Annotated in this window: 27 protein-coding genes and 2 pseudogenes; 12 read left to right on the top strand and 17 right to left on the bottom strand. The window is 69.4% G+C overall.

Annotated elements, in window-relative coordinates; translation table 11 throughout:
- Nucleotides 1-3 precede the first annotated feature (3 nt).
- From C2L59_RS13055 to C2L59_RS13015, 9 genes are all read right to left on the bottom strand, one after another.
- On the bottom strand, nucleotides 4-984 hold the full coding sequence (locus tag C2L59_RS13055) for a thiopeptide-type bacteriocin biosynthesis protein (protein ID WP_103349784.1): 981 nt from the start codon (nucleotides 982-984) through the stop codon (nucleotides 4-6).
- A complete protein-coding gene (locus tag C2L59_RS13050) occupies nucleotides 966-2,168 on the bottom strand; it encodes a lanthionine synthetase C family protein (RefSeq protein WP_103349783.1) in 1,203 nt (400 codons plus the stop codon). The genes C2L59_RS13055 and C2L59_RS13050 overlap by 19 nt, the downstream gene beginning before the upstream one ends.
- Complete coding sequence (locus C2L59_RS13045) at nucleotides 2,165-5,284, bottom strand: lantibiotic dehydratase (RefSeq protein WP_103349782.1); 3,120 nt, start codon at nucleotides 5,282-5,284, stop codon at nucleotides 2,165-2,167. The genes C2L59_RS13050 and C2L59_RS13045 overlap by 4 nt, the downstream gene beginning before the upstream one ends.
- Before the next feature lie 90 nt (nucleotides 5,285-5,374).
- The gene (locus C2L59_RS13040; protein WP_103349781.1) at nucleotides 5,375-5,566 is read right to left on the bottom strand and encodes an FxLD family lanthipeptide; all 192 of its coding nucleotides are present in this window, start codon (nucleotides 5,564-5,566) and stop codon (nucleotides 5,375-5,377) included.
- 43 nt (nucleotides 5,567-5,609) lie between these two features.
- Nucleotides 5,610-6,857, bottom strand: coding sequence for a methyltransferase, FxLD system (gene fxlM, locus C2L59_RS13035; protein WP_103349780.1), 1,248 nt, complete (start codon nucleotides 6,855-6,857; stop codon nucleotides 5,610-5,612).
- Nucleotides 6,858-6,952: 95 nt separating this feature from the next.
- Nucleotides 6,953-7,300 carry a hypothetical protein gene (locus tag C2L59_RS13030; RefSeq protein ID WP_103349779.1) on the bottom strand — a complete coding sequence of 116 codons (348 nt, stop codon included), beginning with the start codon at nucleotides 7,298-7,300 and terminating at the stop codon, nucleotides 6,953-6,955.
- On the bottom strand, nucleotides 7,293-7,583 hold the full coding sequence (locus C2L59_RS13025) for a hypothetical protein (protein WP_103349778.1): 291 nt from the start codon (nucleotides 7,581-7,583) through the stop codon (nucleotides 7,293-7,295). Before C2L59_RS13025 ends, C2L59_RS13030 begins: the two co-directional genes overlap by 8 nt.
- Nucleotides 7,584-7,624: 41 nt before the next feature.
- Nucleotides 7,625-8,176, bottom strand: a complete 552-nt coding sequence (locus C2L59_RS13020) for a DUF4254 domain-containing protein (protein WP_146060358.1) — start codon at nucleotides 8,174-8,176, stop codon at nucleotides 7,625-7,627.
- Nucleotides 8,173-8,604, bottom strand: coding sequence for a hypothetical protein (locus C2L59_RS13015; RefSeq protein WP_103349776.1), 432 nt, complete (start codon nucleotides 8,602-8,604; stop codon nucleotides 8,173-8,175). The genes C2L59_RS13020 and C2L59_RS13015 overlap by 4 nt, the downstream gene beginning before the upstream one ends.
- A 278-nt stretch (nucleotides 8,605-8,882) precedes the next feature.
- Here C2L59_RS13015 and C2L59_RS13010 point away from each other — a divergent pair, with 278 nt between their 5' ends.
- The gene (locus tag C2L59_RS13010; RefSeq protein WP_158263063.1) at nucleotides 8,883-9,770 is read left to right on the top strand and encodes a helix-turn-helix transcriptional regulator; all 888 of its coding nucleotides are present in this window, start codon (nucleotides 8,883-8,885) and stop codon (nucleotides 9,768-9,770) included.
- A 5-nt stretch (nucleotides 9,771-9,775) separates the two neighbouring features.
- On the top strand, nucleotides 9,776-10,006 hold the full coding sequence (locus C2L59_RS13005) for a DUF397 domain-containing protein (protein WP_103349908.1): 231 nt from the start codon (nucleotides 9,776-9,778) through the stop codon (nucleotides 10,004-10,006).
- A 173-nt stretch (nucleotides 10,007-10,179) separates the two neighbouring features.
- Here C2L59_RS13005 and C2L59_RS13000 read toward each other — a convergent pair whose 3' ends face one another.
- The 3 genes from C2L59_RS13000 to C2L59_RS12990 form a co-directional block, all read right to left on the bottom strand.
- Nucleotides 10,180-10,395, bottom strand: a complete 216-nt coding sequence (locus C2L59_RS13000) for a hypothetical protein (RefSeq protein ID WP_146060357.1) — start codon at nucleotides 10,393-10,395, stop codon at nucleotides 10,180-10,182.
- 404 nt (nucleotides 10,396-10,799) lie between these two features.
- Nucleotides 10,800-11,111: a hypothetical protein gene (locus C2L59_RS12995; RefSeq protein WP_103349773.1), complete on the bottom strand. Its 312-nt coding sequence runs from the start codon at nucleotides 11,109-11,111 to the stop codon at nucleotides 10,800-10,802.
- A gap of 72 nt (nucleotides 11,112-11,183) precedes the next feature.
- The gene (locus tag C2L59_RS12990; RefSeq protein WP_233223450.1) at nucleotides 11,184-12,098 is read right to left on the bottom strand and encodes an NYN domain-containing protein; all 915 of its coding nucleotides are present in this window, start codon (nucleotides 12,096-12,098) and stop codon (nucleotides 11,184-11,186) included.
- A gap of 134 nt (nucleotides 12,099-12,232) precedes the next feature.
- Here C2L59_RS12990 and C2L59_RS12985 point away from each other — a divergent pair, with 134 nt between their 5' ends.
- Nucleotides 12,233-12,619: a hypothetical protein gene (locus C2L59_RS12985; RefSeq protein ID WP_146060356.1), complete on the top strand. Its 387-nt coding sequence runs from the start codon at nucleotides 12,233-12,235 to the stop codon at nucleotides 12,617-12,619.
- Between the two features lie 201 nt (nucleotides 12,620-12,820).
- On the opposite strand, the gene C2L59_RS49820 is transcribed toward C2L59_RS12985, so the two are convergent.
- On the bottom strand, nucleotides 12,821-13,063 hold the full coding sequence (locus C2L59_RS49820) for a CHC2 zinc finger domain-containing protein (RefSeq protein ID WP_103349906.1): 243 nt from the start codon (nucleotides 13,061-13,063) through the stop codon (nucleotides 12,821-12,823).
- Between the two features lie 391 nt (nucleotides 13,064-13,454).
- Here C2L59_RS49820 and C2L59_RS12975 point away from each other — a divergent pair, with 391 nt between their 5' ends.
- The 6 genes and pseudogenes from C2L59_RS12975 to C2L59_RS50330 all read left to right on the top strand — a co-directional run.
- The gene (locus C2L59_RS12975; protein WP_103349771.1) at nucleotides 13,455-13,652 is read left to right on the top strand and encodes a hypothetical protein; all 198 of its coding nucleotides are present in this window, start codon (nucleotides 13,455-13,457) and stop codon (nucleotides 13,650-13,652) included.
- Between the two features lie 359 nt (nucleotides 13,653-14,011).
- Entirely contained in the window at nucleotides 14,012-14,278 is a 267-nt protein-coding gene (locus C2L59_RS12970; protein ID WP_103349770.1) for a hypothetical protein, read from the top strand.
- Nucleotides 14,279-14,371: 93 nt separating this feature from the next.
- Nucleotides 14,372-14,995: a DUF4192 family protein gene (locus tag C2L59_RS12965; protein ID WP_103349769.1), complete on the top strand. Its 624-nt coding sequence runs from the start codon at nucleotides 14,372-14,374 to the stop codon at nucleotides 14,993-14,995.
- Nucleotides 14,996-15,238: 243 nt separating this feature from the next.
- Complete coding sequence (locus C2L59_RS12960) at nucleotides 15,239-15,568, top strand: response regulator transcription factor (RefSeq protein ID WP_103349768.1); 330 nt, start codon at nucleotides 15,239-15,241, stop codon at nucleotides 15,566-15,568.
- A gap of 75 nt (nucleotides 15,569-15,643) precedes the next feature.
- Nucleotides 15,644-15,826: a hypothetical protein gene (locus C2L59_RS12955; RefSeq protein WP_146060355.1), complete on the top strand. Its 183-nt coding sequence runs from the start codon at nucleotides 15,644-15,646 to the stop codon at nucleotides 15,824-15,826.
- Between the two features lie 44 nt (nucleotides 15,827-15,870).
- A pseudogene (locus C2L59_RS50330) lies at nucleotides 15,871-15,981 on the top strand (hypothetical protein); the annotation flags it as partial.
- Nucleotides 15,982-16,194: 213 nt separating this feature from the next.
- Here the strand turns inward: C2L59_RS50330 and C2L59_RS50325 are convergent.
- Nucleotides 16,195-17,022, bottom strand: a pseudogene (locus tag C2L59_RS50325) (NB-ARC domain-containing protein); the annotation flags it as partial.
- 404 nt (nucleotides 17,023-17,426) lie between these two features.
- Here C2L59_RS50325 and C2L59_RS12945 point away from each other — a divergent pair.
- Entirely contained in the window at nucleotides 17,427-17,678 is a 252-nt protein-coding gene (locus tag C2L59_RS12945; protein ID WP_146060353.1) for a hypothetical protein, read from the top strand.
- Nucleotides 17,679-18,371: 693 nt separating this feature from the next.
- Nucleotides 18,372-19,187 (top strand): class I SAM-dependent methyltransferase, encoded by an 816-nt coding sequence (locus C2L59_RS12940; RefSeq protein ID WP_158263062.1) that lies wholly within the window; start codon nucleotides 18,372-18,374, stop codon nucleotides 19,185-19,187.
- Nucleotides 19,188-19,758: 571 nt separating this feature from the next.
- Here C2L59_RS12940 and C2L59_RS12935 read toward each other — a convergent pair.
- Complete coding sequence (locus C2L59_RS12935; RefSeq protein WP_146060352.1) at nucleotides 19,759-19,953, bottom strand: hypothetical protein; 195 nt, start codon at nucleotides 19,951-19,953, stop codon at nucleotides 19,759-19,761.
- Between the two features lie 156 nt (nucleotides 19,954-20,109).
- Complete coding sequence (locus C2L59_RS12930) at nucleotides 20,110-21,240, bottom strand: HoxN/HupN/NixA family nickel/cobalt transporter (RefSeq protein ID WP_233223449.1); 1,131 nt, start codon at nucleotides 21,238-21,240, stop codon at nucleotides 20,110-20,112.
- 151 nt (nucleotides 21,241-21,391) lie between these two features.
- Between C2L59_RS12930 and C2L59_RS47035 the strand changes: the two genes are divergently transcribed.
- Nucleotides 21,392-21,913, top strand: coding sequence for a hypothetical protein (locus C2L59_RS47035; RefSeq protein WP_146060351.1), 522 nt, complete (start codon nucleotides 21,392-21,394; stop codon nucleotides 21,911-21,913).
- Between the two features lie 41 nt (nucleotides 21,914-21,954).
- On the opposite strand, the gene C2L59_RS12920 is transcribed toward C2L59_RS47035, so the two are convergent.
- Nucleotides 21,955-22,446: a hypothetical protein gene (locus C2L59_RS12920; protein WP_146060350.1), complete on the bottom strand. Its 492-nt coding sequence runs from the start codon at nucleotides 22,444-22,446 to the stop codon at nucleotides 21,955-21,957.
- Nucleotides 22,447-23,247 lie beyond the last annotated feature (801 nt).

Here is a 23,247-nt window from a genome sequence, read left to right as displayed (position 1 = left end):
TCGTCAGCTCCGGGGCAGCAGCACAGTGGTCGCCGCGCGGGCGAGGATGCCTTGGCTGGTGGCCGAGAGGCCGAGCCGGTTCCAGTGGAAGATGACCACGTGGGTGAGGATTGCCCGGAGGCCGCGGTCGAGATCGCCTTCCGCGGCATCGTGACCGAGCTGCCGGCCGATGGTCTCGAACGCGGCGAGCCAGGGCGCGGCGTGCGCGACCGGCCCGCCTGGGGTGAACAGCGCGCTGTCGGCCAGGTCGGGCATCGACAGGAGGACGCGCACGTTGTCGGCCAACGCGTCGATACGCGCGGTGTCGGCGTCGGAGGGTGCGGGGCGCAGCCGGGCGATCCGGTCGAACACGTCGCCGCACTCGAACGCGTCGAGCCCGGCGGCGCGCGTCAGCCCGCTCAGCAGCAGGACCGACAGTTCCCGGCGGCCGAGGCCGGGCGCGTCGTGGCGCAGGTAGTCGAGCACGCCGGCGCTGTCGGCGCAGAACAGGTCGTGGACGGTGTCCATGCCGGCCGGGCCGCCGAAGGCGGCGGTCTCCGGCTCGTACACCGTGGGCCACCAGCGGGCGATGACGCCGGTGCCGGTCAGCTCGTCGAGCACGCGGTCGACGGCCGCTGCGTCCGCGCGCAGCAGGCGTAGCCGCCAGCAGGGGTGTTTGCGCAGGAACCACCAGCCGGCCCCCGCCCCGTCGGTGGTGAGCCGGTCCAGGGCCGGGCCGAGGCTTGTGGTGCCGACCGCCTCGGCGGCCGACCAGTTGGCGAACTGGACACGCACCTGGTACCAGGCGTCTTCGGCACGTCGTTCCAGCGCGGCGAGCCCGGCGGCCTGGTAAGTCCGCACGGCATCGTCGAGGTCGGCTGGGCCGAGGGCGTGGTGGGCCGCGACGGTGGCTGGGTCGGCGCCGGCGAGCACCGCCAACACGGCGGCGTTGAGGCCGGTGGGCGCGGTCGCCCGGGCCGTCGCGGTCAGGTGATCAGCAGGCATGCGTCCCATCCCGTGTGAGGCGGCGTGCTGCGCCGCGCGGTCTCCAGCGCCAGGTCCGCCCCGGCGCGTCCGGTCAGTAGCCCGCTCGCGTTCGCCGGGGCGCCGTCCTCGTCGCCGAGCGACGGTGTGCGCTCGGCGAGTCGGTCGGCCAGGGCTGGGAGTCGTCGGGCGAGGGCGGGACTGCGGGCGTCGAGGGCGGCGCGGTAGGCGGTCTGGTAGATCCCGGCGATGCCGTGGCACAGGCCCGGCTCGGTGATCCGGTCGAGCTGCGGGTCCGCCAGGGTCGCGGCCAGGGCGTCCTCGGCGGCGTCCTGACGGTGCACGTCGTCGGTGGCCAGAGCGGCCAGTTGCTGGGCGCGGGCGATGCCGACCGTCCCATAGCACCATGCGGTACGACCGGGGTGAGCGTGGTCGGGGCGGCCCGCACTCAGTTCTTCGCGGGTGATCCATTGCGGCCACCACGGTCCGTCCTGGCGCCACCGGTCGAACCAGGCCGTGAGCACGGCGATCGCGTCGCGCTGGCCGTCGACCACGCGACCGTGCCGGGTGGCGAGGGAGAGGAAGGCCAGTAACCCGGCCGCGCCGTGGGCCATGCCGAAGTTCGCGTGCCCGCCGGGCGTCGGCAGGATCTCGTCCGGGTCGTGCGCCACCCACCAGCCTGGCAGCTCGATGCCGTCCTCGTGGCGCGGCTGGGTGACCAGGGTGATCACGTACCGAAGGATTGCGGCGAGTTCGTCGCTGCCGGGGTGGTGGCGTAGCAGCAGCGCGCCGATGCCGGTGAGCCCGTAGAACAGGTCGTATTCGGCGAATGCGGCGGGCTCCCCGTGGTCGATCCGGGTGGCGGCGGTGGCCAGGCGTCGCCGGGTCAGGCGCAGGACGTGCTCGTCCATCGTCTGGCTGGCCGCGCGGTAGCGGGGGTGGCGGTCGGCGGCAGCGTGCAGCAGGAACGCGACCGCGGGCGCGCCGTAGTACAGGCCGGCGTGGTCGGCGGCGTCGACCGGCCCCGCCACCACCCGGCGGATGTGGCCCTGCGCGGTCGTCCAGCTGCCGGACCCGGTCCAGGCACGTTCGACGTGCAGCAGCGCGTCCCCCACCGCCCCGCGGGCCAGGGACTGGCCGGCCACCTCGTCGAGAGTCAGCGTCACCTCGCCGCCCTCCGGGCGCGGGGTCGTGGCGGGCGTCATCGGGCACCGGCCAGGGCGAGCAGGCGCAGCGCGACCGCGCGGGCGAGGCGTCCGGTCTCCTTCTCGAACGTCGGATCGACGCCGACAGCGCGGATGTGGTGTTCGTGCAGCAAGGTGCGCAGCACCACGCCCGGCTCGCGCCCCTGCTGGGCGAGGGCGCCGTGGTAGGCGTGCAGCGCGGTGTCGCGGGCATGCCACGCGGCGGCGGCTGCGTCGCCGCCTGGTAGCGCTCGGACCTGGCGGTACTGATCGGCGGGGTCGGCCACCGCGAGTGCGCCGTCGCGCAGCTGCCGGTCCAGCGGCCCGTGTTCCTGCGGCAGGCATCCGAGCAGCGCGCGGTACCCGGTCTGGGGATCGGGTGCGAGGGACGCGGCCAGGTGCGCCATCGACGCCGCGGCCAGGGCCTGGGCGGGAACCCCGGACGTCTGCGCCGCGGCGAGCTGGGCGATGGCGGCCGTGGTGTCGGTGGCGAAGACGTGCTCGGCCGCGGTGAGGGCGGGGCCGTCGCCGTAGCGGGCGGGGTGCTGCGGTGCCGGGGCGAGGGTCAGCTGGCCGGGTAGCCCCCGGGAGTCCAGGTCGGCCGCGAAGGCGGCCAGCCGGGCGGCGACGGCTCCGTAGTGCTGCGGGCCGGTCAGGCGCAGGAACACGGCGAGGTGCTGATCGGTCTCGGGCCGGATCATGTCGCGGTGCCGCCGCACCCACCACGACTCGACCAGGTCGCCCGGATCACGGGGATCGTGGAGTTCGGCGAGGAACCGGGGCAGGTGCGCGGTGAGGATCTCGTCGAACCGGGCCGGGTTGCCCACCAGCTGCGCGTGCAGCACGGCCGAGTCACCGGGCTGGAGGACGGCGCCGGGTGCCGCGGTGGCGGGCAGCGGCCGCTCAGGCGGGGCGAGCGTGGTCATGGGGATCAGCAGCTCCGCCGGTCGCCCGATCCAGCCCTGCCCGTCAGGCGGGCTGTCCTCGTGCAGTTCGACCCGGTCGGTGCGCTCCAGGCGGGCGTTCAGCAGGGCGCGGTCGAGTTCCTGGTCGAGGTCCAGGGGCAGCCGCAGCTCCCCGTGAACCAGCACCACCCGGGCTGGTACCCGCCACCGCTGCCGCCACGCCTTTAACGCCTCCTGCCTGTCGTGGGCTCCGGACGGGGCATCGAGGTCGGTGCTGGAGAGGATCCAGCGGGCGGCGGCGAGCACGGTGCGGCGGTAGCGGATGCGCGGGACGTAGGGCAGGACGCGGGCGGCGCCGAGATCGAAGCCGCGGAACACCGCGCTGCGGGCGTCGGCGACCTCGGCGAGGAACCGAGCCAGCGGCGGGCTCTGCGCCGCGGTGTCTAGGGCGTGCGGAATCCGCGGGATCACCCGCCGGCCGGTGGAGACGTGCACCAGGTACATCTGCTCGGCGTCGGCGGTGACCGCCAGGTCGTCCACCCCGACGATGGTGAGGTCCGGGCGCGTCGGATCGGGGTGTTCCGACAGCGCCACGACGTCACCGAGCAGCGGCGGCACTCGGACCACGTTCTCGTTGTGCGCGCGGCGCGGCGGAAAGGACACCTGCACCGCCACCGTTCCCGGCCCGGTCCGATGCGCCGGTCCTGCGGCGTAGGTCGCGGCGAGCCGGTCGTGGTCGGCCTGGTCCAGCAGGTAGGCGAACCGGCCGGCCATGCTGGTGTGCGCGGGCGGCGCGGCGGTGACCCGCAGCCCGAACTCGCCGCGGTCGATCGCCGCGGTCGACGCGGCGGTCATCTCGACACCCAGTTCGATCCGCTCGGGCAGGACGGCGTCGGCGTGCTCGCCGACGGTCAGCGCGTCGACGTCGGCGTCGGTCAGGTCGATCTCCGGCGCTCCGGTCAGGGTGGCCTGCTGGATCAACGCCAGAAGGGCGGAGTCGCGGTCGGTCAGCACCCGCCACGCGGGCCGGGCGCGGGGCGCACCGAGGTAGCCGGCGGGATATCCAAGGCCGGAATCGGCGAGCAGGTCCCGCACCGGCACCAGCGCGCGGGGACCGTAGCGGGCGAGGAACCGGGCGTGATAGTCCAGCCACGCTGTCGTCCCGAAGGGTTGCGTGCTGGTCCGCAGCAGCACGGTGGCGGCCCGCGCGGCCTCGTCGAGCACCCGCTCCGGGACGGTGATCGTCGCGTCGATGCGCACGTCGGTGGCCACCGTAGGGCCGGCTCCGGGAACCAGGGCGGTCATCCGGGCGGCGACTGCCGCCCGGACTTCCCTTGCCTGGTCAGGACTGCTGGTGTGGTTGTGCCGGGCCAGGTCGGCGCTGATCGCGTCGAGCTCGCGCAGATCGCCGGCGACGTCGTCGAGGGTGGCCGCTTCGGCCGCGCGCAGGGCGCCGGTCAGGTGGGCCAGGGCGTCGGCGCTGGTCATCGGCGGCCGCAGGCTCGTGATCAGCACACCGGCGTCGATCAGCCCGTGCAGCAGTGTGTCGATCTTGCCGCGGGGCGCGGAGGGAAACTCGGCGGTCAACTGGTCGGCCAGCGTGCTGAAGCGGATCGGGGAACCGGCCGCGGCCAGCACAAACCGCACCGGGCGGGTGAGCCGCACCGAGGACTCCCGCAGCGGCCCGGGAGTGGAGGCGCCGACCTCGGCGCGGCGGTGCACGATCACGCGCCCGTCGCGCACGAACCGCGCCTCGTCCACCACCACCGTCAGGCGTGGGCGCAGGTCGGGCTGCCGCTCGAGCCGGTCGATCAGGGTGGTCAGCCATTCGCCGTCCACCCGCGCCACAGCCCGGTGTCCCGTGCCGACGGCGGCCGTTGCGGGGCCGACACCGACCGCGGCGACTCCGGCGAACAGGCCGAACGGTGTCGACCGCCGCTGCCAGCGCAGCAGGTAGGTCGCCACGGACACGACAGCGCGGCGCAGCTCCTTGGCCGCGGGCGCGGTGGTCTCGTCGGCGAGGATCTGGTCGAGACGCGCGCCGAGAACGGGGCTGGCCAGTGCCAGGGCGTCCCAGACATCCGGGCGCGCCCACACTTTCCCCAGCCATGCACGGCATTCCCGTTCCACCGCGGCCGGGTTCAGCTGTGTCGGTGGATCGAGATCACCGGGATCGGTGGTGACGCGGGCCAGGACAAGGCCGGTGTGGTCATAGCGCGGGGACACGGTCATCGCGATTGGCTCTCCTCACCGGTCACGATCAAGGGCAGCGCCTGGCCGTCGGCGCCCAAGGCTGGCTCGGGCGCCGACGGCAGGGTGGGATCAGAGCGGGTCGTTGGAGAACGTGGTGCACGCGCTGGTGCTGCAGGTGCTGCCGCACCCGTCGCTCGTGTCGCACATCATGATCACGAGCTTGGTGGTGGACTCCACCACCCGCATGTCCAGTTCGAACTCCGCGTCGTCGACCACACCGACCTCGGCGGCCGTGTGCTCGATTGCCAGTGCTGCTGACATTCGGTTCCCTCTTTCACTTCTCGGGGTTGTGCAGGACACCCGGTCACCGAGCGGCGGACGCCGCCGGGGGCCAGGAGATCGCGGCCACGCCGTGCGTCTTGACCAGCACGGCCGTGTCGTTGCCGAACTCGGGCCGGTCGGAGCCGGTCGGCCAGTAGGCGAAGGCGGGTTCGACGGCGCGGCCCTGGCTGTCCCACGCCTGGATCTGGTCGACCATCGCAGACGCAGCGGCGTCGCCGTGGACTCCGTAGGCGCGCGCGCCGAACTCCGCTCCGCCGCCTTCGGGAAGAGGCCGGACGGCCAGGTAGGCGAATGAGTCGCCGCGCACCACACCGAAGGGGAACCAGCCCTTGCGCTCGGCGGCCATCTCGGTGCCCTCGTCCACAGCCAGCTTGCAGAAGCCGGGCAGGAACACCGCGAGCCACAGGTGCAGGTCGGCAAACGACACGCCGTTCTTGATCGTGACGCCGGACCAGGCTTCGGTGCGCTCGGTCGCCAGCACCCCGTCCAGCAGATCCAGCCCCGCCGGGACGTCGTCCTCGAAGCGCAGCTTGACGTGGTTTCCGTTGCGGTCGGGCAGCAGGAAGACCCGTTCGTCGCGGGCGCCGTCGCCCTGCATCGGGACGAACCCGGCCACCTCGGACGAGGTGCTCACCAGGTGGTCGCCCTCGCGACGGAAGCCGATGACGCGGGTGAGTCCGTTCATCCGCAACGGAACGACGATCGTGCCGCCCTCGGACAGGTGCGCAAGCCATGCCGGTGCCAGGTCCCAGGCCCCGACCGTCACCAGGATCGCGTCGAACGGTTCGTGCAGCCCCGGCAGCGGGTTCTCGGCGTCGGCGAGCACCACGTCGACCCGGTTGCCGTAGCCGGTCTGCTCCAGCAGTTCGCGGGCGCGGTCGGTCACGTCCGGGTCGATGTCCACGCTGATGACGCGCCCGGCCGGGCCGACGATCTCGGCCAGCAGGGCGGCGTTGAAGCCGCCGGACCCGATCTCCAGCACGCTCATGCCCGCGGTGAGCCCGGCCTGCTCGATCATCCGGGCCTGGATGTAGGCCGCGCTGGTGGAGGAGATGATCACGCCGTCCGGGTCGCGCTTGATCGCAACCGAGTTGTCGACGTTGTACGTGACATCGAGCGGGGTGCCCTCGGCGACGAACAGGTGCCGGGGCACCGTGCGGAACGCCCGCTCCACCTCCGGCGAGGTGATCATCTTGTTGGCGAGAAGCGTGTCGACCAGGGCATCGCGAAGTTTGGCGGCGCTGGCGTCGTCGTGTCGGAGTGTGTTCACGTGATTACCTTTTCAGAGGGGTCTGACAGTTTCTGGGCCTGTGTCTCGGAGTGGACCGGGGGCGCGCCGCGTCGGGGGCCACGGCACGGCCCCGGTCAGGAAGCCCCCAGCACCGCGGCGGTCGACCGGCCGGTGGCAGCCGCGTGCCTGCCGGCGCGGCCGGCGGGAACGCCATCGGCGGCAATCAGGTGCTGGTGGGCGATGCTCCACACCGAACAAGGATGGCGGCGGGATCGCCGCCGGCCCGAACACTGCGGGCACCGGCCGCGCTCGTCCGGCTGATGCGCGGCCAGCAGGCTCCGCCACGCCCCGGTCAAGCGGGTGATCTCCGTGTCGGCGAGGGCCGCCCTGGACGGCTCGTCGCCCTCGCGAGCGATCCGGTCGAAATAATCCAGCCGCCCGAACACCGCGCTCTGCAGGGCTGAGCTCAGGACTTCATCCACGGTCGTCCTCCACGGAGGTCTCGGACGGCCACGCGCGCGGATCCTGCGCGGCCGGTGGTGCTGTCGGGGGCCACAAGCGAGGGTGCAGTTCCAGCGGGACGACGTCGCCGACCCGTAGCCGGGCGGTGTGCACGCGGTAGGCCGCGTCGTGGAAGTAGTCGCAGGGCCAGAACCGGCCCGGGCAGGTCGAGCAGACCGCCGGTGCACCGGGCTCGGGCAAGTGCCGGGTCAGGTCGTTGATCGCCTCGGCGGCCCGCCCGGCCGGGCTGTTGGCCGCGACCATGACCCCGTCATCGGCCGGATGTTCGCTCCCTCCACCGCGGTTCACGCAATTCCCGGCGGCCCGGTCGGCGTCTGCAGCGCCGGGAGCCGGCGCCGTCCCAGCCGTAGGTCGGTGACCAGGTCGTCGTAGGCGCTGCCCAGCTCACCCAGCTGCGCCGAGGCGACCCGCACCTGCGGGTCTCTCGCGGCGGTGCGAGCGTCGGCCAGAAGCTGGCCGCGCATCCAGACCGTCACCATCCGGTTGACGATCTGTCCGAGCGACTCGGTGTGCAACACCCCGGCGCGGCCTTCGGCGAGTTCGGTGGCCGCCCAGCGGTCGATCCGGTCGATCAGTACCGCACACGTGGTGTCGCGGGCGTGCACGCCCTCGCGGCCGCAGCAACCATCGGATCGTCGGCCCGGAGGGTCGCCGACGATCCGATCGACGCTGGCGCGCAGCCGGTGCTCGGCCGCCAAAGCCGCGGCGGCGGCCAGCACCGGATGCCGGTAGCCCCCGGCGGGGATGGTGTCGAAGGCCCGGACCACAGCTGCCGCGCGGGGCAGTGACGCCGGCGTCGTCATTGCGCCGGGCTGGTCGATGGTCACGGCGGTCACGACGTCGCTCCGGCAGCCGCGGCCGGAACCGGACGGCCGGTGCTTTCCCACTCGGTGAAGTGCACGACGATCCGTTCCCACAGCAGGCTGTCGCCGATCTCGGCGACGTGCATCCGCACGCGGTACACGCGGTCGTCCCAGCAGGCCATGACGCGCACACCGGTCCCGGCCTCGATGTCGAGGAACAGGTGCTCGTCGATACGCCGGTGCAGGGTGCGGCGCCGGTGCTCGACGGACGGCAGGCCGCTGCGCACGATCGCGGCGGCGGCCCGGTGCTCGATGCCGGGCACGAACACCGCTGGACTCAGCTGCGCGGTCTGCAACGCGGCGACCAGGGCGCCGCGCCGGTCGTCAGTGCGGAAGATCCGGGCCACGGCGTGCGCGAGGTCCGCCAGCATCGCTGCCGGCGCGGTCAGTGTCGCGGTCATCGCACGGTCGCTCCTTTCCGGTGAAGGGCAGCGGCCCCGGCGAGGTCGGGGTTCGCGCCGGGGCCGCTGCCGGTCGGGCTGGCACGGAACGCCGCTGCGCGGGTCGCGCCTGGTGAGGCGACGGCAACCAAGTAGCGTCATGCCGCACGGTGAGCCACGTCATAATGAGCACGCTACATCTGAGCGTGCTCAAAATATAAGTGCTCCGAATGGATGATGTTGTGGACACGAGCGGTCACCGTGCAGCACCGGACGCCGGGATGAGAGAGGAGAACGCGGTGGCGACATCGCAGAGTCCGACCGCCTTGAAGTGGTGGTTCGCCGTCGAGATGCGGCGGATGCGCGAGGCCCAGCCCGAGGAGCGGCGCATCAGCCGCGAGGACGCCGCACGGGCGACCAAGGGCAGCGTTCAGGGCATCGGCCACATCGAGGCGGGCCGATCACTGCCGAAACCGCTGGAGCTGGACAAGCTCCTCGAACTCTACGGCCAGTCCGAGCGGGCGCAGTTCTTCCAGGACCTGCGCGACCGGGCCAAGCGCGGCAAGGACTGGTGGATCGGCTTCGGCCCGTCGGTGCGCAGCTACTTCAACCTGTTCCTCGGCCTGGAGTCCTCCTCGCCGCAGATCGAGGGCTGGGACGCGCTGGTCCCGCCGGGACTGTTCCAGACCCCGGACTACGCCGAGGCCGTGATCCGCGCCGGATACGCCGACCTCCCGGCCACCGCCACCGGCACCAAGATCCAGCAGCTGGTCGACCTGCGGATGGCGCGCCAGCGCGAAGTGCTGGAACGCGAACATCCGGCGAAGGTGTGGCGGGTGATCGACGAAGCAGCGCTGCGCCGCATCGTGGGCGGCCCGGAGGTGACCAAGGCACAGCTGCTGCACCTGGCCGAGCTCGCCGAGCGACCGAACGTGGACGTGCAGGTCGTCCCGCTCGCAGCGGGCGCGCACACTGGCACCGAGGGCACCTTCACACTGCTGTCCGCGCCGCCGGAGCTGGAGAACTATCCCGGCTGCGTGTACGTGGAGACCCTCGTGAAGGGCTACTACTACGAGGAGCTGGAGGAGATCACCCGCTACCGCAACGCCTTGACCCGGCTGCGTGTGCAGGCTACCAAACCGGAAGACTCCCCGGCGTTCATCCGCCAGCTAGCAAAGGAACTGTGATCGCCATGAGGTACGAGGACGCCGTTAACGCCCTCGCCGCCGCGACCAACTGGCACAAAGCCAGCTTCAGCCAAGGCCAGGAGAACGGCTGCGTCGAAGTCGGGTCCGTGCCCGGCCTGATCGGCGTGCGCGACACCAAGCTCGGCGACGCCAGCCCGATCCTGGCCTTCACCGAGCACGAGTGGAAGATGTTTCTCCGTGGCGCCCGCAACGGCGAGTTCGACATCGACAGCTGAGGGCACACCAACTGCAGCACAAGACTGCCCCCGGCCATCCGAACTGGCCGGGGGCAGCCCTCGTTCGAGCGCGGCCGTGCTCACCACCGATCATGCCCCACCGATCGGCCGCCGTCTCCTCGCTTCACGCCGCACGCGCTCCCGGCCGAGACGAGCCAGCTTCCCGGCCATAATCAGCAGTCGCTCCACGGATACAGCGCACTGAACTGGTCGAACGCGTCGTTGAGATCAGCATCACGGGCCTTCTCGTCCACGACGATCGATGATCCGGCGACCATTCCGGCGGCGTCGAGTACCCCTGCAACCGCGTGCACGATCGCCGCATACCTGCCCGGCGGCACGTCCACCGGCAGCCGCACCCGGAACTCACGCGCTTCCACATCGTCCACGATGCCTGTAGCGAGTCGGTGACACCGAGCCCCTGATCGGGCTCCGGCCCTTCGAACCAGGCAGGAGGCACGCCAGCTCGCCAAGGGACATTCCCGTGCTGAGCCCGGCTCGCCGGACGTCGCGGTCGGCGAAGGCATGCGTAAGGCCAGGGTCCCGGTATTCCCCGGGCGCACCTGGCCTCGCGACTCGCGAACGTCCCACGAACGCCCGCTCCGCACGCCACCGTACAGCAGGGGCATCTCCGGCAGCCAAGATCAGCCGGCGGGTGCTTTGGTGAGCACAGGGCCGAGCCACTCGTTGTCCATGAAGCTGCGGATGCTCGCGAAGTTGTGCGGCGTCACCGCGGCGATGACGGCGCTTGCCGCATCGGCCACTTTCGGCACCTCGTCGCGCCGAACCGTTGTCATGCGTCGCCGGTGGTCCCGGCGAGCCCGTGCAGCAGCAGCGATACGCGCGAAAGCCGACCGATAAGGCTGATCAGCGAGGTCGCGATAAGGCCCGGCTCATCCAGCCGACCCGACACCAGCGGCCGCGGGTACGCAGCAACCGCGTCTTCGAGAACTCGCTGCTGTGCGCGGAGACCCGTTGCCAGGGATGCCAGGTCGCAGACGCCGTCGTACGGGGCCTCCAGGAGATGGTGCGAGGGCAGCAGCGACAGGACCTTCTCGCTGGCCTCCGTCGCGGTGATCGCCAGCTCAGCGTCTACGGCATCCATCCAGGAACCCTAGCGCCGGCGACACGACCAGCTGCGGCTTCGACACGGCCCTGATTCGGCGACCTTGCCGGTTCAGCCGGCGGCGGAGCTCTCCAGCGGCCGCGAAGCGGGCGTGGAGAGGGCCAGGGTGATGTCGCCGCCGCGGCGGCCGACGACGTGGACGCGATGCCCCAGCCGGGCCAGGAACTCGCGGAAGCTCGCGCACCCGTAGTTGGCCTCGTCGAACGCCGGGTCCAGCGTCACCATCTTCGACTTCACCGCCGAGGCGGTCAGGACCGCCGACGCGGCCTGCCCCATCGCGGTCACCAGCAGCTCCTCGGCGTCGGCGAGCCGGTACCCCGGCTGCCCCGCAGGGACGGCGGTGGTCGGCTGCGGGTCGGTGCGCGCGACGATCGAGCCCCACAGCTTGTACTCCGAGCACACCGACACCAGCCGCGCACTGGCCGAAGTCTCCGCACCGACCCCGATCACGTGCTTGCCGAACTCCCGCAGCTTCGACACCAGCGGCGAGAAGTCGCTGTCACCGCTGGCCAGCACGAACGCATCCACCGACGGGTGCACGATCAGCGTCTCCATCGCGTCCACGGTCATCCGGATGTCCGCGCCGTTCTTGCGGGACGGCCCGTGCCCGAGCTGCACCAGGTCGACCCCGTTGCGCTCGAGCACGTGCTGGTAGCGACCGAACCTGAGGTCCGCCCAGTCGGCGTAAGCGCGGCGGATCGTCGTCGGCCCGTACGCCCGGCACAACCACGTCAACGCCCGGGCCGGAACCGGCTCCTCCCGCTCCGGCAACGTCGCGGCCGCGCCCAGCACCACGTTCTCGAAGTCGATCAGCAACGCCAGCTGGTACCCGCGCTGGCGCACGTCGTCCGGCCCCCATCGGCCGAAGACGCTCCCGCGGCGCCCTTCAGCGGCCCGGACCAGCCGTACCGCCTCCCGATGCTCGTGCGGCCCGGCTTCCCCTGCCTCGTCCCCGTCGTGCGTCACGGCTACCGACGATAGGTGCCCGTGCCCGCTCCTCGGAGACCGTCGCCCCCTGTTTCACCTGGTCGAGCGGACCTCGGCACCCTCACGGCGCGTCAACGGATCGATTCCGCAGCGCGGCCGCGATCGTGGTGCTCGTGACCCTTGAACCGCGGTGGACACCCCACCACTACGAAGTCCTCGGCCGGCTGATGTCGGCCCTGTTCGACACCGGCACGCCGGGCATCCTCGAAGGCGCCAAGAACTTCCGGTTCTGGGAAACCGCCTCCGGCGGGTTCTCCCTGGACTGGGACCGCGGCCCGCACAACATGGAGGTTGTCAACGAACTGCTCGAACTGGCCTCCGACGGCGAGCACGCGCGGCTTTTCCAGCCCGGCGACGTGGTGTTCGTCCACAACGGTGCCGCCGACCCGAGCCGCTACACCACCGTCAACATCCAGAGCGTGCCGATCCAGCTGCGCGCCTACGACACGATCGGCCGCGAAGCCGCCCTCGCGGAGGCGTTCGCCGCGGTGACCACCTGAGCCGAAGGCCCCAGCACGACGACGGCACCCCGCCGGACGCATAGCGGCGGCGGTGCCCTCGGCTGACTTGCTACAGTCGTTCTCGGATAGCCCCGGATGCGCCCCTGACCTACCGGTCATGCCGCCGGGGCTGTGCACTTTCCCGGGCCAGCCACGTCGAGGAACAGGCTGCCGATGCCGCCCCGGAGCCAGTGTCCGCGGTCAGGGCTGATGGCCGATCTTAGCCGCGAACATCCGGGCGTCGCCCCCGGCACCGCAGCTGAAGCAGTGGAACGTGTTGTGGCGGGGCCGGACACGGAACATCGGCGACCGGCAGAACGGACAGTTGCCGCGTAGCTGCTGCTTCCCAAGCGGGCTCAAGGGCGTGTATGCCGCGACGAGGTCCGCGATCCGCCCGGTGCCCGGTGGTTCCGGCTCGGGTGCCGACACCGCGGTCACGTCCATGGCCGCCAGGGTATCCGCCGGGACCGACACCAGAGCGCACCTTGCCGCGTCCCCCGGGTTGTCAGCGCTCAACGAACCGGATCGCCCGACCTCGAGTCCGGGAGCCCCGGCGGGCATGACGGTCGGCGAGCACGCCGCCCGAGCACCTCGACCGTCCACGACCCGTGCTGCCCACCGCCGGCGTGCCCGGATCGGGTGAACCGAGGGTCAAGCCGTGCATTCGTGTTTCGGGTCGACGCCGCCCTGGTGGTGCGGTTGTGTCTTGGCCTGTCAATCACCAGGCACGAGGAAGTGGACAGCGATGAATGCGCGGTGGAGTGCGATCGGGATCCCCGGCTGCGGCCCGTACGTGGGCGTAGCCGAGTTGCGGGAGCGCGGGTGGAGCCGCGCGATGATCACCGAGCTGCTCGGTGAGCCCGATGCGACCGAGTGCAACCCGGGCGGCCGCAACGCACCGCGGGTGAAGCTGTTCGACCGGATCCGGGTGGAAGGCACCGAGGGCACCGACCTGTTCCGCCGGCGCTTCGACCAGGCCGAAGTACGACGTGCTGCGCAGCGGCGCCCTGCCGGGCCGGAGCTGCCGCGATGAGCCGGGCCGGGCTCTCGGCTCTGCGCGAGGCGCAGCTGGCGGATGTGCTGGTCCGGTTCACCTACCGCGGGCTGTTCAGGATGGCACCGCCCGCTTGATCACGTGCGTCGACGACATCACCGCGGTGTTCGACGAGACCGGGGAGGCAGACGGCGGACCGGCGGCGCTGGAGGGTGCGGCCGACTGACGCTAGCGCGCACCCCGACGGCGACCCGGACCGGATGGGGATCTCGTCCCTACCCGAGCACCACCGGGCCGCCGTCGGGCGCGCGCTCGGGCGGTGGCGGCTCACGCCTCCCTGAGCCGCCACCGCCTCCTCCGGCCCACACGCCGGGGAGCTCAGCCAAGGAGCACCGACCGTGGCCCAGTACCTGACCCCGGGTGAACTGATCGGATCGCTGCCCGACACCGCCACCGACACCCTGCACGTCATCACGTTGCCCGCCCGCGCGCACCGCACCACGCGCGGGCAGCTCGTCTCGCCTCTCGGAGCGGCGTTTCCCGCCTCCCGCGTACGAGGCATGACCACGAGCGAAATCGCCGAGCACGTGCGGCGCGCGTTACCGGCTGACCACGACTCCGACGTGGTCGTCGTCATGATCGCCGAGGAGCGCCCCCGGAAATAGCTTCCGCTGCGGGCCGCGATTGCCGCACTCGAGGCCACCCTGCGCCGCCCGGCTGAGCACACCGTCATCGGCCGCTACTGGGCGCCGCACACCATGCCTGGCGCTCTCTGGCGCGACTACCGCCGCCCTCACCATCTGGGCATCGTCATCGCGGCCCGCGCCGAGCTCGACTTCGCCCAGCCGGTCCAGCTCGGCGGCGACGCACCCACCCCGACCTGGGGTCTGGCTTTCACCGAGCACGGCGAAACCCTTCCGGCAGGCCTCGGACGCTTCGACCGCCTCGTCGTGCCGTTCCTGGTGCACCGCGGCGACGAAGGCAGCCGGACTGTCGACCACGCCATCACCCAGGCCAGCCGCGGCGAATTCATCGACGACGTCGCGGCCTTTGCCGTCGCCACCGCGCTGGCCGACAACGCCACCTACGGGCCGCTGCTCCTGCCGCCGGTCGATCTCGATCCGCAGCGGGTCGAGCAGCTGTGGATGGCCCTCTACCGCGGCAGCACCGAGCCCGACATCCGGGCCCGGTTGGCCACGCTGATCGCGGCCAGCGCCATGCGCCGCGGCGACCGCCACCTCACCGCCTGCGCCCTGGCCCACGCCCACGGCTCGCCGGGCGCGGCCACCGTCGGACTGCTGTTCCAGCACCACGCCCGCGCCGACGACGTCGAGACCGAGCTGGACGCGACCGCAGCCCGGGTCGGCGCGGCCCGCCGGTAACCCACGTCCTCACCCGCCAGGACGCGACACGACGGCCTCGATCGGTGTCGTGTCGAAGCGTGGACGTCCCGCGCTGTCTGCACACCGCCTCGCAGTAGGCCACCCGAATGAACCGGGTCCCAAGTTCGGTGCGCTTTTCCCCGGGCTCACGCCGAACCCCGGGTCGGGACCGGCCGGGGCAGCGTTCGCGCCGCGCTGCTCGGCCGGCCCCCACTTCGCCGACAGATCCGCGGAGGTCTGAGCATGTCCCGCACGACCGAACTGACCGCCATCGAACGAGAAGTCCTCCGTGACGCCGCACTGGGTCTGAACAACATCCAGATCGGATTCAAACAGTTCCGCTCGCCCGAAACCATCCGCACCCACATGAAGAACATCTTCGCCAAGCTGGGAGCCCGCAACCGCGCGCACGCCGTCGCCATCGCCTACGAGACCGGCATCTTTCACTGCCAGATGCCGCACTTGCCGCAGACACAAGCGATCCCGCGGAGGTCCTCACCCCCCAGCCAGCCGACTGTGCCGCAGCGGCGACACCGCGATTACGCCGACCGCCAGACGAGCTGCCGGCCGTAATCCGACGTCGGAAAGACGACGATGACCTGCCCCCGCCCATCGACCCGCGCGCGGCCCTACCTTGACGATCCCGCCTTGACGCTCGTCATCGATCCCGCCGACGTTGGCGCTGATGCCGAGACCGTGATCGACCAGTTGCTCGCGAGGGCTCCGGCGGACGCCGCGCTGGTCGTCCGCGGCGCGGCGATGCTGTCCGCTGCCGGGGCGGGGATCGCCGCCGAGTGCCTGGCAACGTCGATGACCTGGCTTTACGGCTGATCTGGCCGCGCACCAGTCCGGTAAGGTACACGTCACGGAAAGTGATGCGTCGGTCGGCGCGTGGAGTGCAGTATCGAGGCGGAGCGATGAGCGAACTGGGCGAACGGATGCGGGCGGCGCGCGGCGCCGCCGGTGTCAGCCTGTCGGCGATGGCGGCCAGGACCCACTACAGCAAGACCTACCTCTGGCAGCTCGTTCAGCAGGAGCGATTTCTCGTTAAGGAACGTCAGCAGGCCGTGGACGTCGGACTCGTTGATTCCATTGTCCGTACACACCGCCGTTGCGGCCTCGAGGTCGAAGCCTCCTTCGAATACCGACACCAGCTCCAGCGTGCGTTGCTGACGTTCGCCCAGCTGGTCGAAGGACCACTGGATGACCGCATCCATCGTGCGGTGGTTCTGTTGTTCGGATGGACCGGGGAGCCGCCGGATCAACGTGGGGTCGGCTACCATCTCCTGCAGCGTCGCATCGACCTCGAGATTGACTGCAACCAACTCGATAGCTCGGGGCAGACCATCGGTGATCTCGTACAGCCGAGCGGCCAGCGGCAGCTCCTCCTCCGCGATGGGGGTACCGGCGGCCTGCGCCCGGTCTCGCAGCAGGCGCAATGCGTCGTCCGGGGGAAGTGGATGAATCCTCAGGACATGTTCGCCGGAGACACCGACCCGGGCTCGGCTGGTCGCCACCACCGTCAGGTACGGCGCCTTCCGGAGCAGCGTGGCCAGCAGCCGCGCAACCGGCCCCGACCTGGGTTCGTCACCGACGAGGTGTTCGCAGTTGTCCAGCATCGGCAGAGCACGACGCGGGGCAAGAAACTCGGTCAACCTGTCCAGCGGTGGTCCGTCGGCGTTGTCGAGGATGCCGAGCTGGTCCGCGCAGGCGGCTGCCACCAAGTCGTCGTCCTGCGCGGATACGTCGAGCAGCTGAACGACCCAGATTCCGTCGGGATAGTCGTCGGTCGCGGCGAGTACGGTAGCCAGGCGCACCAAGAGCCGGGTTTTCCCGACTCCTCCGAAGCCGAACAGTGTCAGCAGGCGGGCGTCATCCAGCAAGGCCGTGGCTTCGCTGATCAAGTCCGTACGACCGATAAAGCTGGTCAGGTTTGCGTCGTAGCCGGCCGGACCTGCCGATCCCTGCCGAGCTGCCTTTCCATCGCTGGCCTGCGCCGGTCTGGCGCTATTGCCGTCGTCGATCATTCGTCCCCGCCCCGTACCGGCGAGCAACCGGCGGTTCAGCATCTCGCCGCCGATGTCCGGTCGGGTCTCGACCGGAACGCTCGCACGCCCCTTACACCGTTCGCGCGTAGCCTCGGTCAGTCCGGCTGAACCGTTCACCCGATCGGTTACCTAACGTGTTCATTGGCAGGGCCCGCAAAGGGGATGCTTTTCGAGTTCCTTGCCACTGAACCTGATCTTGCGACAACCCTACGTAAGGTCTATGAGCTGCGCAGACCGTGCGGAGAGCCATCTAGTAAAAGCCTAACCGATAACTCGGTCGAGTTGTACAAGCAGTGCGCGCGCGTCGCCATCGAACCTATCGATCCACCCATTAAAGCAACTTTTCAACACATAGAGTTACGCATGGGGTGCGGGCGTCACCCATGCGCATCCGGGTGACATCGCCGCGCCAGACTCTGATTCGACAAAAAGGGAAGCGCAAGCCGATCGTGCACAGGAAGCCTGTCCTGGCGACCGTCCGCCAGCTCTACGGCACGGCGTTCCGCTGTGGCAAGCCCGACTGTGGCAAGCCCCTCTACAAGATGAACGACGAGACCGGCGAGACGCTGCTCAACAGCAGGGTGTCGCACATATGCGCGGAAGCGAGGGCGGTCCTCGCTGGGATCCCGACATGAGTGAGGAGGAGGGCTGAGACGGTGAACCGGAACCCCGCAGCGTCTGCTTGCCAACGAGGCGACGTCGGCAGCACAGGCGGCGTCGCCGAAGATCTGCTGGGTGGACAGGCCGGACGACGAGAGGAATTTGACTCCGGTGAGGGCGGCGACGGTCGTCCGCCGGGACGGCGGGTCACCGCCCCGAGCCGGAAGCATCGCCGGCCGGGCATCCTCAGACCCGGCCGGCCGCAGCGGGAGGAACCGCCTCAAGGCAGAGCAGGGCCACCTTCCGCCGGGCGGGCGCCGAGACGGCGATCCGCCGCGACCGGTCCTCGGCGTGGCAGCGGCGGACCAGGCTCATCAGCGCGGTCGCGGTACCGGCGCCCCCGGCGACGATCGCCTCACCTGTTCGGCCTTCGGCGCCTACCGCGAGTCGGCGCCGAAGAGCGGGATTTCCATGTCCTTGTCGCGATCGGCCATCCGCCAACCTGCGCGCGACTCACGCGACCGAATTCACCTTGGATCCAGGAAGATTATCGCATCACGACACGAGCGTCAGCGCCAAATCACGGTAAAATGAGATCATGCAGTCCCTCAAACGTCAACCTTGTGGCGATCCTTCGCCACAAGGTTGACGGCAAGCTTGCATGATTTTAGCCTCGACTTGTCGAGTCGATCATGGCATCACGCTTGCTCAAAAGTCAGGAGATCAAGATGACTGCCGACAACACCGAGCTAGTCGACTTTTACACAAGGAATAGTGCCGAGCAATGGTCCAGGTTTGACAAATCGGCTCGACTTGAAGACTACGTCCTCTCCAAAGTTCTATCAAGGTACTTCCCGCGCCAACCCGCCCAAGTCATCGACGTTGGCGGCGGCAATGGTCGGCACGCTTTTCAACTTGCCGAATCAGGCTATCGGGTGGATCTCTGTGACATCACTCCCGAACTTGTTGCCGACGCACAGCAACGAAACTCGACAGCAAGATTTCCACTGAACTCTATTGCCGTAGCCGACGCCAGACAATTGCCATGGACAGATTCAACTGCCGACGCAGCTCTGATCATGGGCCCGCTCTACTGCCTGAAAGAACAGGCGGATCGATTGACCACTCTGCGCGAGACACTGCGCGCCCTAAAACCAGGAGCACCAGTAGTTGCCCAGTTTTTCACCCGAGTTGGAGGGTTGCGCTGGGTGCTCGAAGCCGCACCAGTAATTGCACGAATCTTCGACTGGAAATCTTTTCTGTCCACCGGAGTTTTCACCGACGAACATATACCGGACGCGATGCGAGTTCACTACTATTCAACGCCAGAGCAGGCTGCAGAAGAATTGAAACTCAGCGGAATCGGCGATGCCCGTATATTCGGAATGGATGGCCCCGCTCCGAGCATGGGTCAGCTCAACCTTGCCAAGGCACCGCGCGACGTGGTCAGCCAATGGGGGGAAGTCGCCTACCATATCGGTTCAATGGCAGAGAACATCAGCTCATCCACGCATATTCTTGCCGTCGGACGAAAAGCCGCCTAGTGGCGTCACGGTGATTCATAGGTGTACACCAGGTGACAGGACCACCACACCGAGGGTGGCGATGGCGATCTCGCCACAGCCGACGCGACCACAAGCGGCATGCAGCAGCATTCCCTTGACTACCAGGCCGCCCATGCCGCGAGTAACCATACGCAGCGGACGCTGTCCGAGGCCACAGCTCTCCGGATGGGGAGGGGGCTGATCCTTCGATCCTGGACCAGCTTCGCACACCCCACGCACCCGCTCGGCGCTGCGTTCATATCTTGGCGACCGTGCGGCCACACGCTGCTGTCCTGCGCCAGCCATTCGGGCCGAACGAGCCATTCTTGCAGCCGGTGCGCGCGAGAGTATGCAGCTGCCGGATGGTCGGCCATGCAGGATCGAGATCGGCGACATCTCCTCGTGAGTGCGTGAGATGCGGTCACGAGGGGGAAGCACCTGCTTCCGGACCAGTGTCATTCACGAGTCATCGGCACAGTGGTCAGAAGACAGGCGGACAGCCTTTCCCGAGACACTGTCCCCCGGGCCCCTTCGGCACTGCCGAGATTGTCATCGGCGTCCGCGCGGACTTCTACTCTCGCTGGAGAGCACCGCGACCTTTGCCGACATCGACACCCTCATCGATGTCCGTGATGTTCGGCAGGCCGTCCGAGCCCACCAGCGTCTTCTTCAGCAGGCTGGCGCAGCCCTTGTCCGCCACCGCCGGGTACGGCGCCGGGAGGCGGCCGCGCCGGACGCCGCGGTCGACCACCTGGTACCAGCTCAAGGTCGGCGCGTCCCTGGTCTCGCTGGTAGGCCGCCGCGATGACCGCACTATGTCGATCAGCGGGGGCCGCCGCGGGCGGTTCGGTGGGAGTACCTCGAGGATATTGGTGGTGGCGGCTCACGAGGTACTGGGTCACCACCGCTCAAATAGACCGGGTCAGGAGCCCGCAACAGCTCGAGCCGGCTTCGAGGTGACGTGACGTGGCTGCAAGCGCTCTTCGATGCGGCCGAACCGCCACACCGCCGCACTCACGATCCACGTCGTCAGGAACAGGGCGACGATGCCGTAACCGACGTACTCGAAGTCGATCTGCCCGGCCCACGCGAGTGGTCCCGAGGTTACGCCGAGTTGCTCACCGAGGAGGCGGCCCAGTCCGACGCCACCGACGATGAGAGCGGTGGCGACCGAAATCCCGGTGATGACCAGGTTGTAGTAGATCCTGCGAGCAGGGCTGAGCAACGCCCACTCGTACGCTGCCATCATGACGGTGCCGTCGATGGTGTCGAGCAGGCTCATGCCCGCAGCGAAGAGGAATGGCAGCGCGAGGTAGGCGTACCAGGGCAGGTCGAAGGCCGCGGCACTGCTGGACAGGATCAGGAGCGAGATTTCGGTGGCGGTATCGAAGCCGAGGCCGAAAAGGAGACCGATCGGGTGCATGTGCCATTCCTTGCGCACCGACTTGGTCAGTTTGCCGAGTATCCGGGCCAGAAACCCGCGCGACCGCAGCTGGTGGTCCAGCTCGTCGCTGTCGTAGTCACCGTTGCGGGCACGGCGGGCAACCTTGAAGATCCCGGCGAACGCTCGCGCGTTGAGGATGCCGATCAGCAAGAGGAACAGGCCCGAGACCAGCGACCCCCAGATCCCGGTGGCCTGGTGCAGGCTGGACGACTCGTCGACCACGCCACCCGCGATCGCCCGGACACCCAGGCCGAGCGCCAGGCAAAGCAGAAGCACGACCGTCGAATGGCCGAGGGAGAACCAGAAGCCCACCGAGACCGGTCGCCTGCCCTCTCCGAGCAGTTTCCGGGTGGTGTTGTCGATGGCGACGATGTGATCGGCGTCGAAGGCGTGCCGCATGCCCAGCACGTACGCGGTGAGGCCGACGCCGACACCGAACCCGTGGGCGGCGTTCACCGGGCCGCCACGGGCTACCAGCAGCATCAGTCCGAAGCCCAGCAGGTGCAGGAAAAGGATAAAACCGAACATGGCCGCGAGGCGACGTCGATCCCGGCTCACCACCGCCATCAGTGCGGAGCGGCGCATTCTCGTAATATCCGGATTCGTCATGGAGCCCCTCCCGGTCGTCGATGATTCAGCCATTCGACGCCATCGGCAATGACTTCACAAGCGGGTGGCGAATAGCCGCCAAAGCGGCGTACACGCCACCAGAGCCCCGTTACGCTCGCAGCGATCCGAAGTCTTTGAGCAGGAGGTACCCGTGCAGATCTCGTTGCAGAAAACCGAAACCGGCGGTCACCGATCGACCGCACAGCTATCCGACGGCACTCGCGTCCTGGCTTTCGGCAGCGATCACCCGCATCGGGTACCCCACGAGTTCTCCCATTTCCTGATCGAGCGACAGCTCGGCCTCGATTGGGGCTATTGGGGCTCGATCGCCCGTGGCGCACTTTTTCGCGGCATGAGTGTGCTCGACGGCGACGAAGCTGCGGCGGCAAAACGATCGGCTTCGCTCAAGCAATCCGTGATGGCCCGGATCCAGGTGGCCGAAGACCTCGTCGGCGCGGTCGAAGGCGTGCTCCCGCTCGAAGCGGGCCGGTCACCGGAGCAGGCGCGGGCTAAGATCATCGAGGAGCATCCCGAGCTCGCAGAGACGCCGGCGGCCGGACTGGACCTCGCCGAACTGGACCGCCTGATGACCGAAGCCGCCCGGACGTGGGCCGAACTGCCGGTCGGGTGCGAGGTCCGCCTCACCTGGGACATCCCCCTGGTCGCCCGCTGAACGGCCGGGTGGCCGGAGCTGCCGGGCCGGCCACCCGGACATCAGACCCACCGACGGCGCGACGCCTCCGCACCGGCTTGGAACCGGCTCCGCGCGCCGAGGAGGTCGAGAAGTTCTGACGCACGTCTGGTGAACGTCCGCGACGACAGGGCCAGGACTCGCTGAGCCGCCTGGTCGGTCACCCCGTCGGCCAGGGAGTCGAGCACCGGACGCAGGTGCCGGGGTGGCGCGACCGCCGTCGGGACTCCCTCCGCTTCTCGGCCCAGCAGCAACCACAACGCGTCGTGCAGTGAGGCGAACGTGCCGATCAGCTCGCGGTCGCCCGAAAGCACCTTCAGGGCGGGATCTTTGGGCTGCCACAACACCGCCAGGGTGTCTTCGATCGTCAGGACGCCGCACGGAAACTCGAGCGGAACCGCACGCGTATGCAGGTTCGGCGACGCCGGACTTTCCCCGGCTCGCCGACGGCCGGCGAAGACGACGGTACGGCGGCGGAGCTCGGCCGGGACGGTGACCAGATCACCCCGGCCCACGGGGATGAGTGCGGGAAGCGGAAGCACTTCTCGCACGGTCGGCGGCCCCATCGACAAAGCTGTGATCGGCGTCCGCCTCACCAACGACGAAACCGTCGTCCACCCTTCCGCCGAAGCCGGCAGCCGGTCCAGGTGCCGGCTGTGCTGTATCGACGCGAGCACGTTGCGCAGCGCGTCACCGATCGGGCCGAAGGGTCCGATCTCGATATCCACACCTTGAAGGTCACGCTTGTCCGAGTAGCACAAGGCTCTCTCCGTTTCGCCTTCGAGCAGCCACGGTTGCCGTGTGACCCGGAGAGGCGGTGAAGTCACGATCAACCCGGAAACCGCGGCAATTCAGGCTCTTATCGAGCAGGTCGACCGCATCCGGACGGCGCGGCAAGCACGCGATTCATCCCCATCCTCCCCAAGTCGACGGCCTGGCAGCGCTGGTCATCGAACCGGCACGACCGAGGTCGACATCTCTCAACCTAGTAGGAAGCAGTCATGTCGGCCACCCACGGAACCATCCTCACCCGATCGGCCGACCCAGCCCCTTGACCTGCACTGATGAGCCTGCTCTGTGACACCTGTCCTCCGATCTGCGCGTCCGGTGACCAGTACTCGCCAAGTTGATTGATCTCCTGTTTGGTTCCGCGTCCGACGCCAACAAGCTCCTCAGCCTGCCTTCGCCCGTGCACCCGGGCTTGCCGACCGGTCTCGAAAATGTCCGAAGAAGGAGTCCGGCCGCCATTCGTGCCAGGCGATTGCCAGCTAAGCTGGTGATCTGCGAACCGACGTGAACCGGCGACGAAGGGGGAT

Origin of the sequence: Amycolatopsis sp. CA-128772 (assembly GCF_002904295.1) — a bacterium.
Classification (GTDB): domain Bacteria; phylum Actinomycetota; class Actinomycetes; order Mycobacteriales; family Pseudonocardiaceae; genus Amycolatopsis.
The sequence above is the reverse complement of the archived record's forward strand: the minus strand, read 5'-3'. Positions and strand labels throughout refer to the sequence as shown.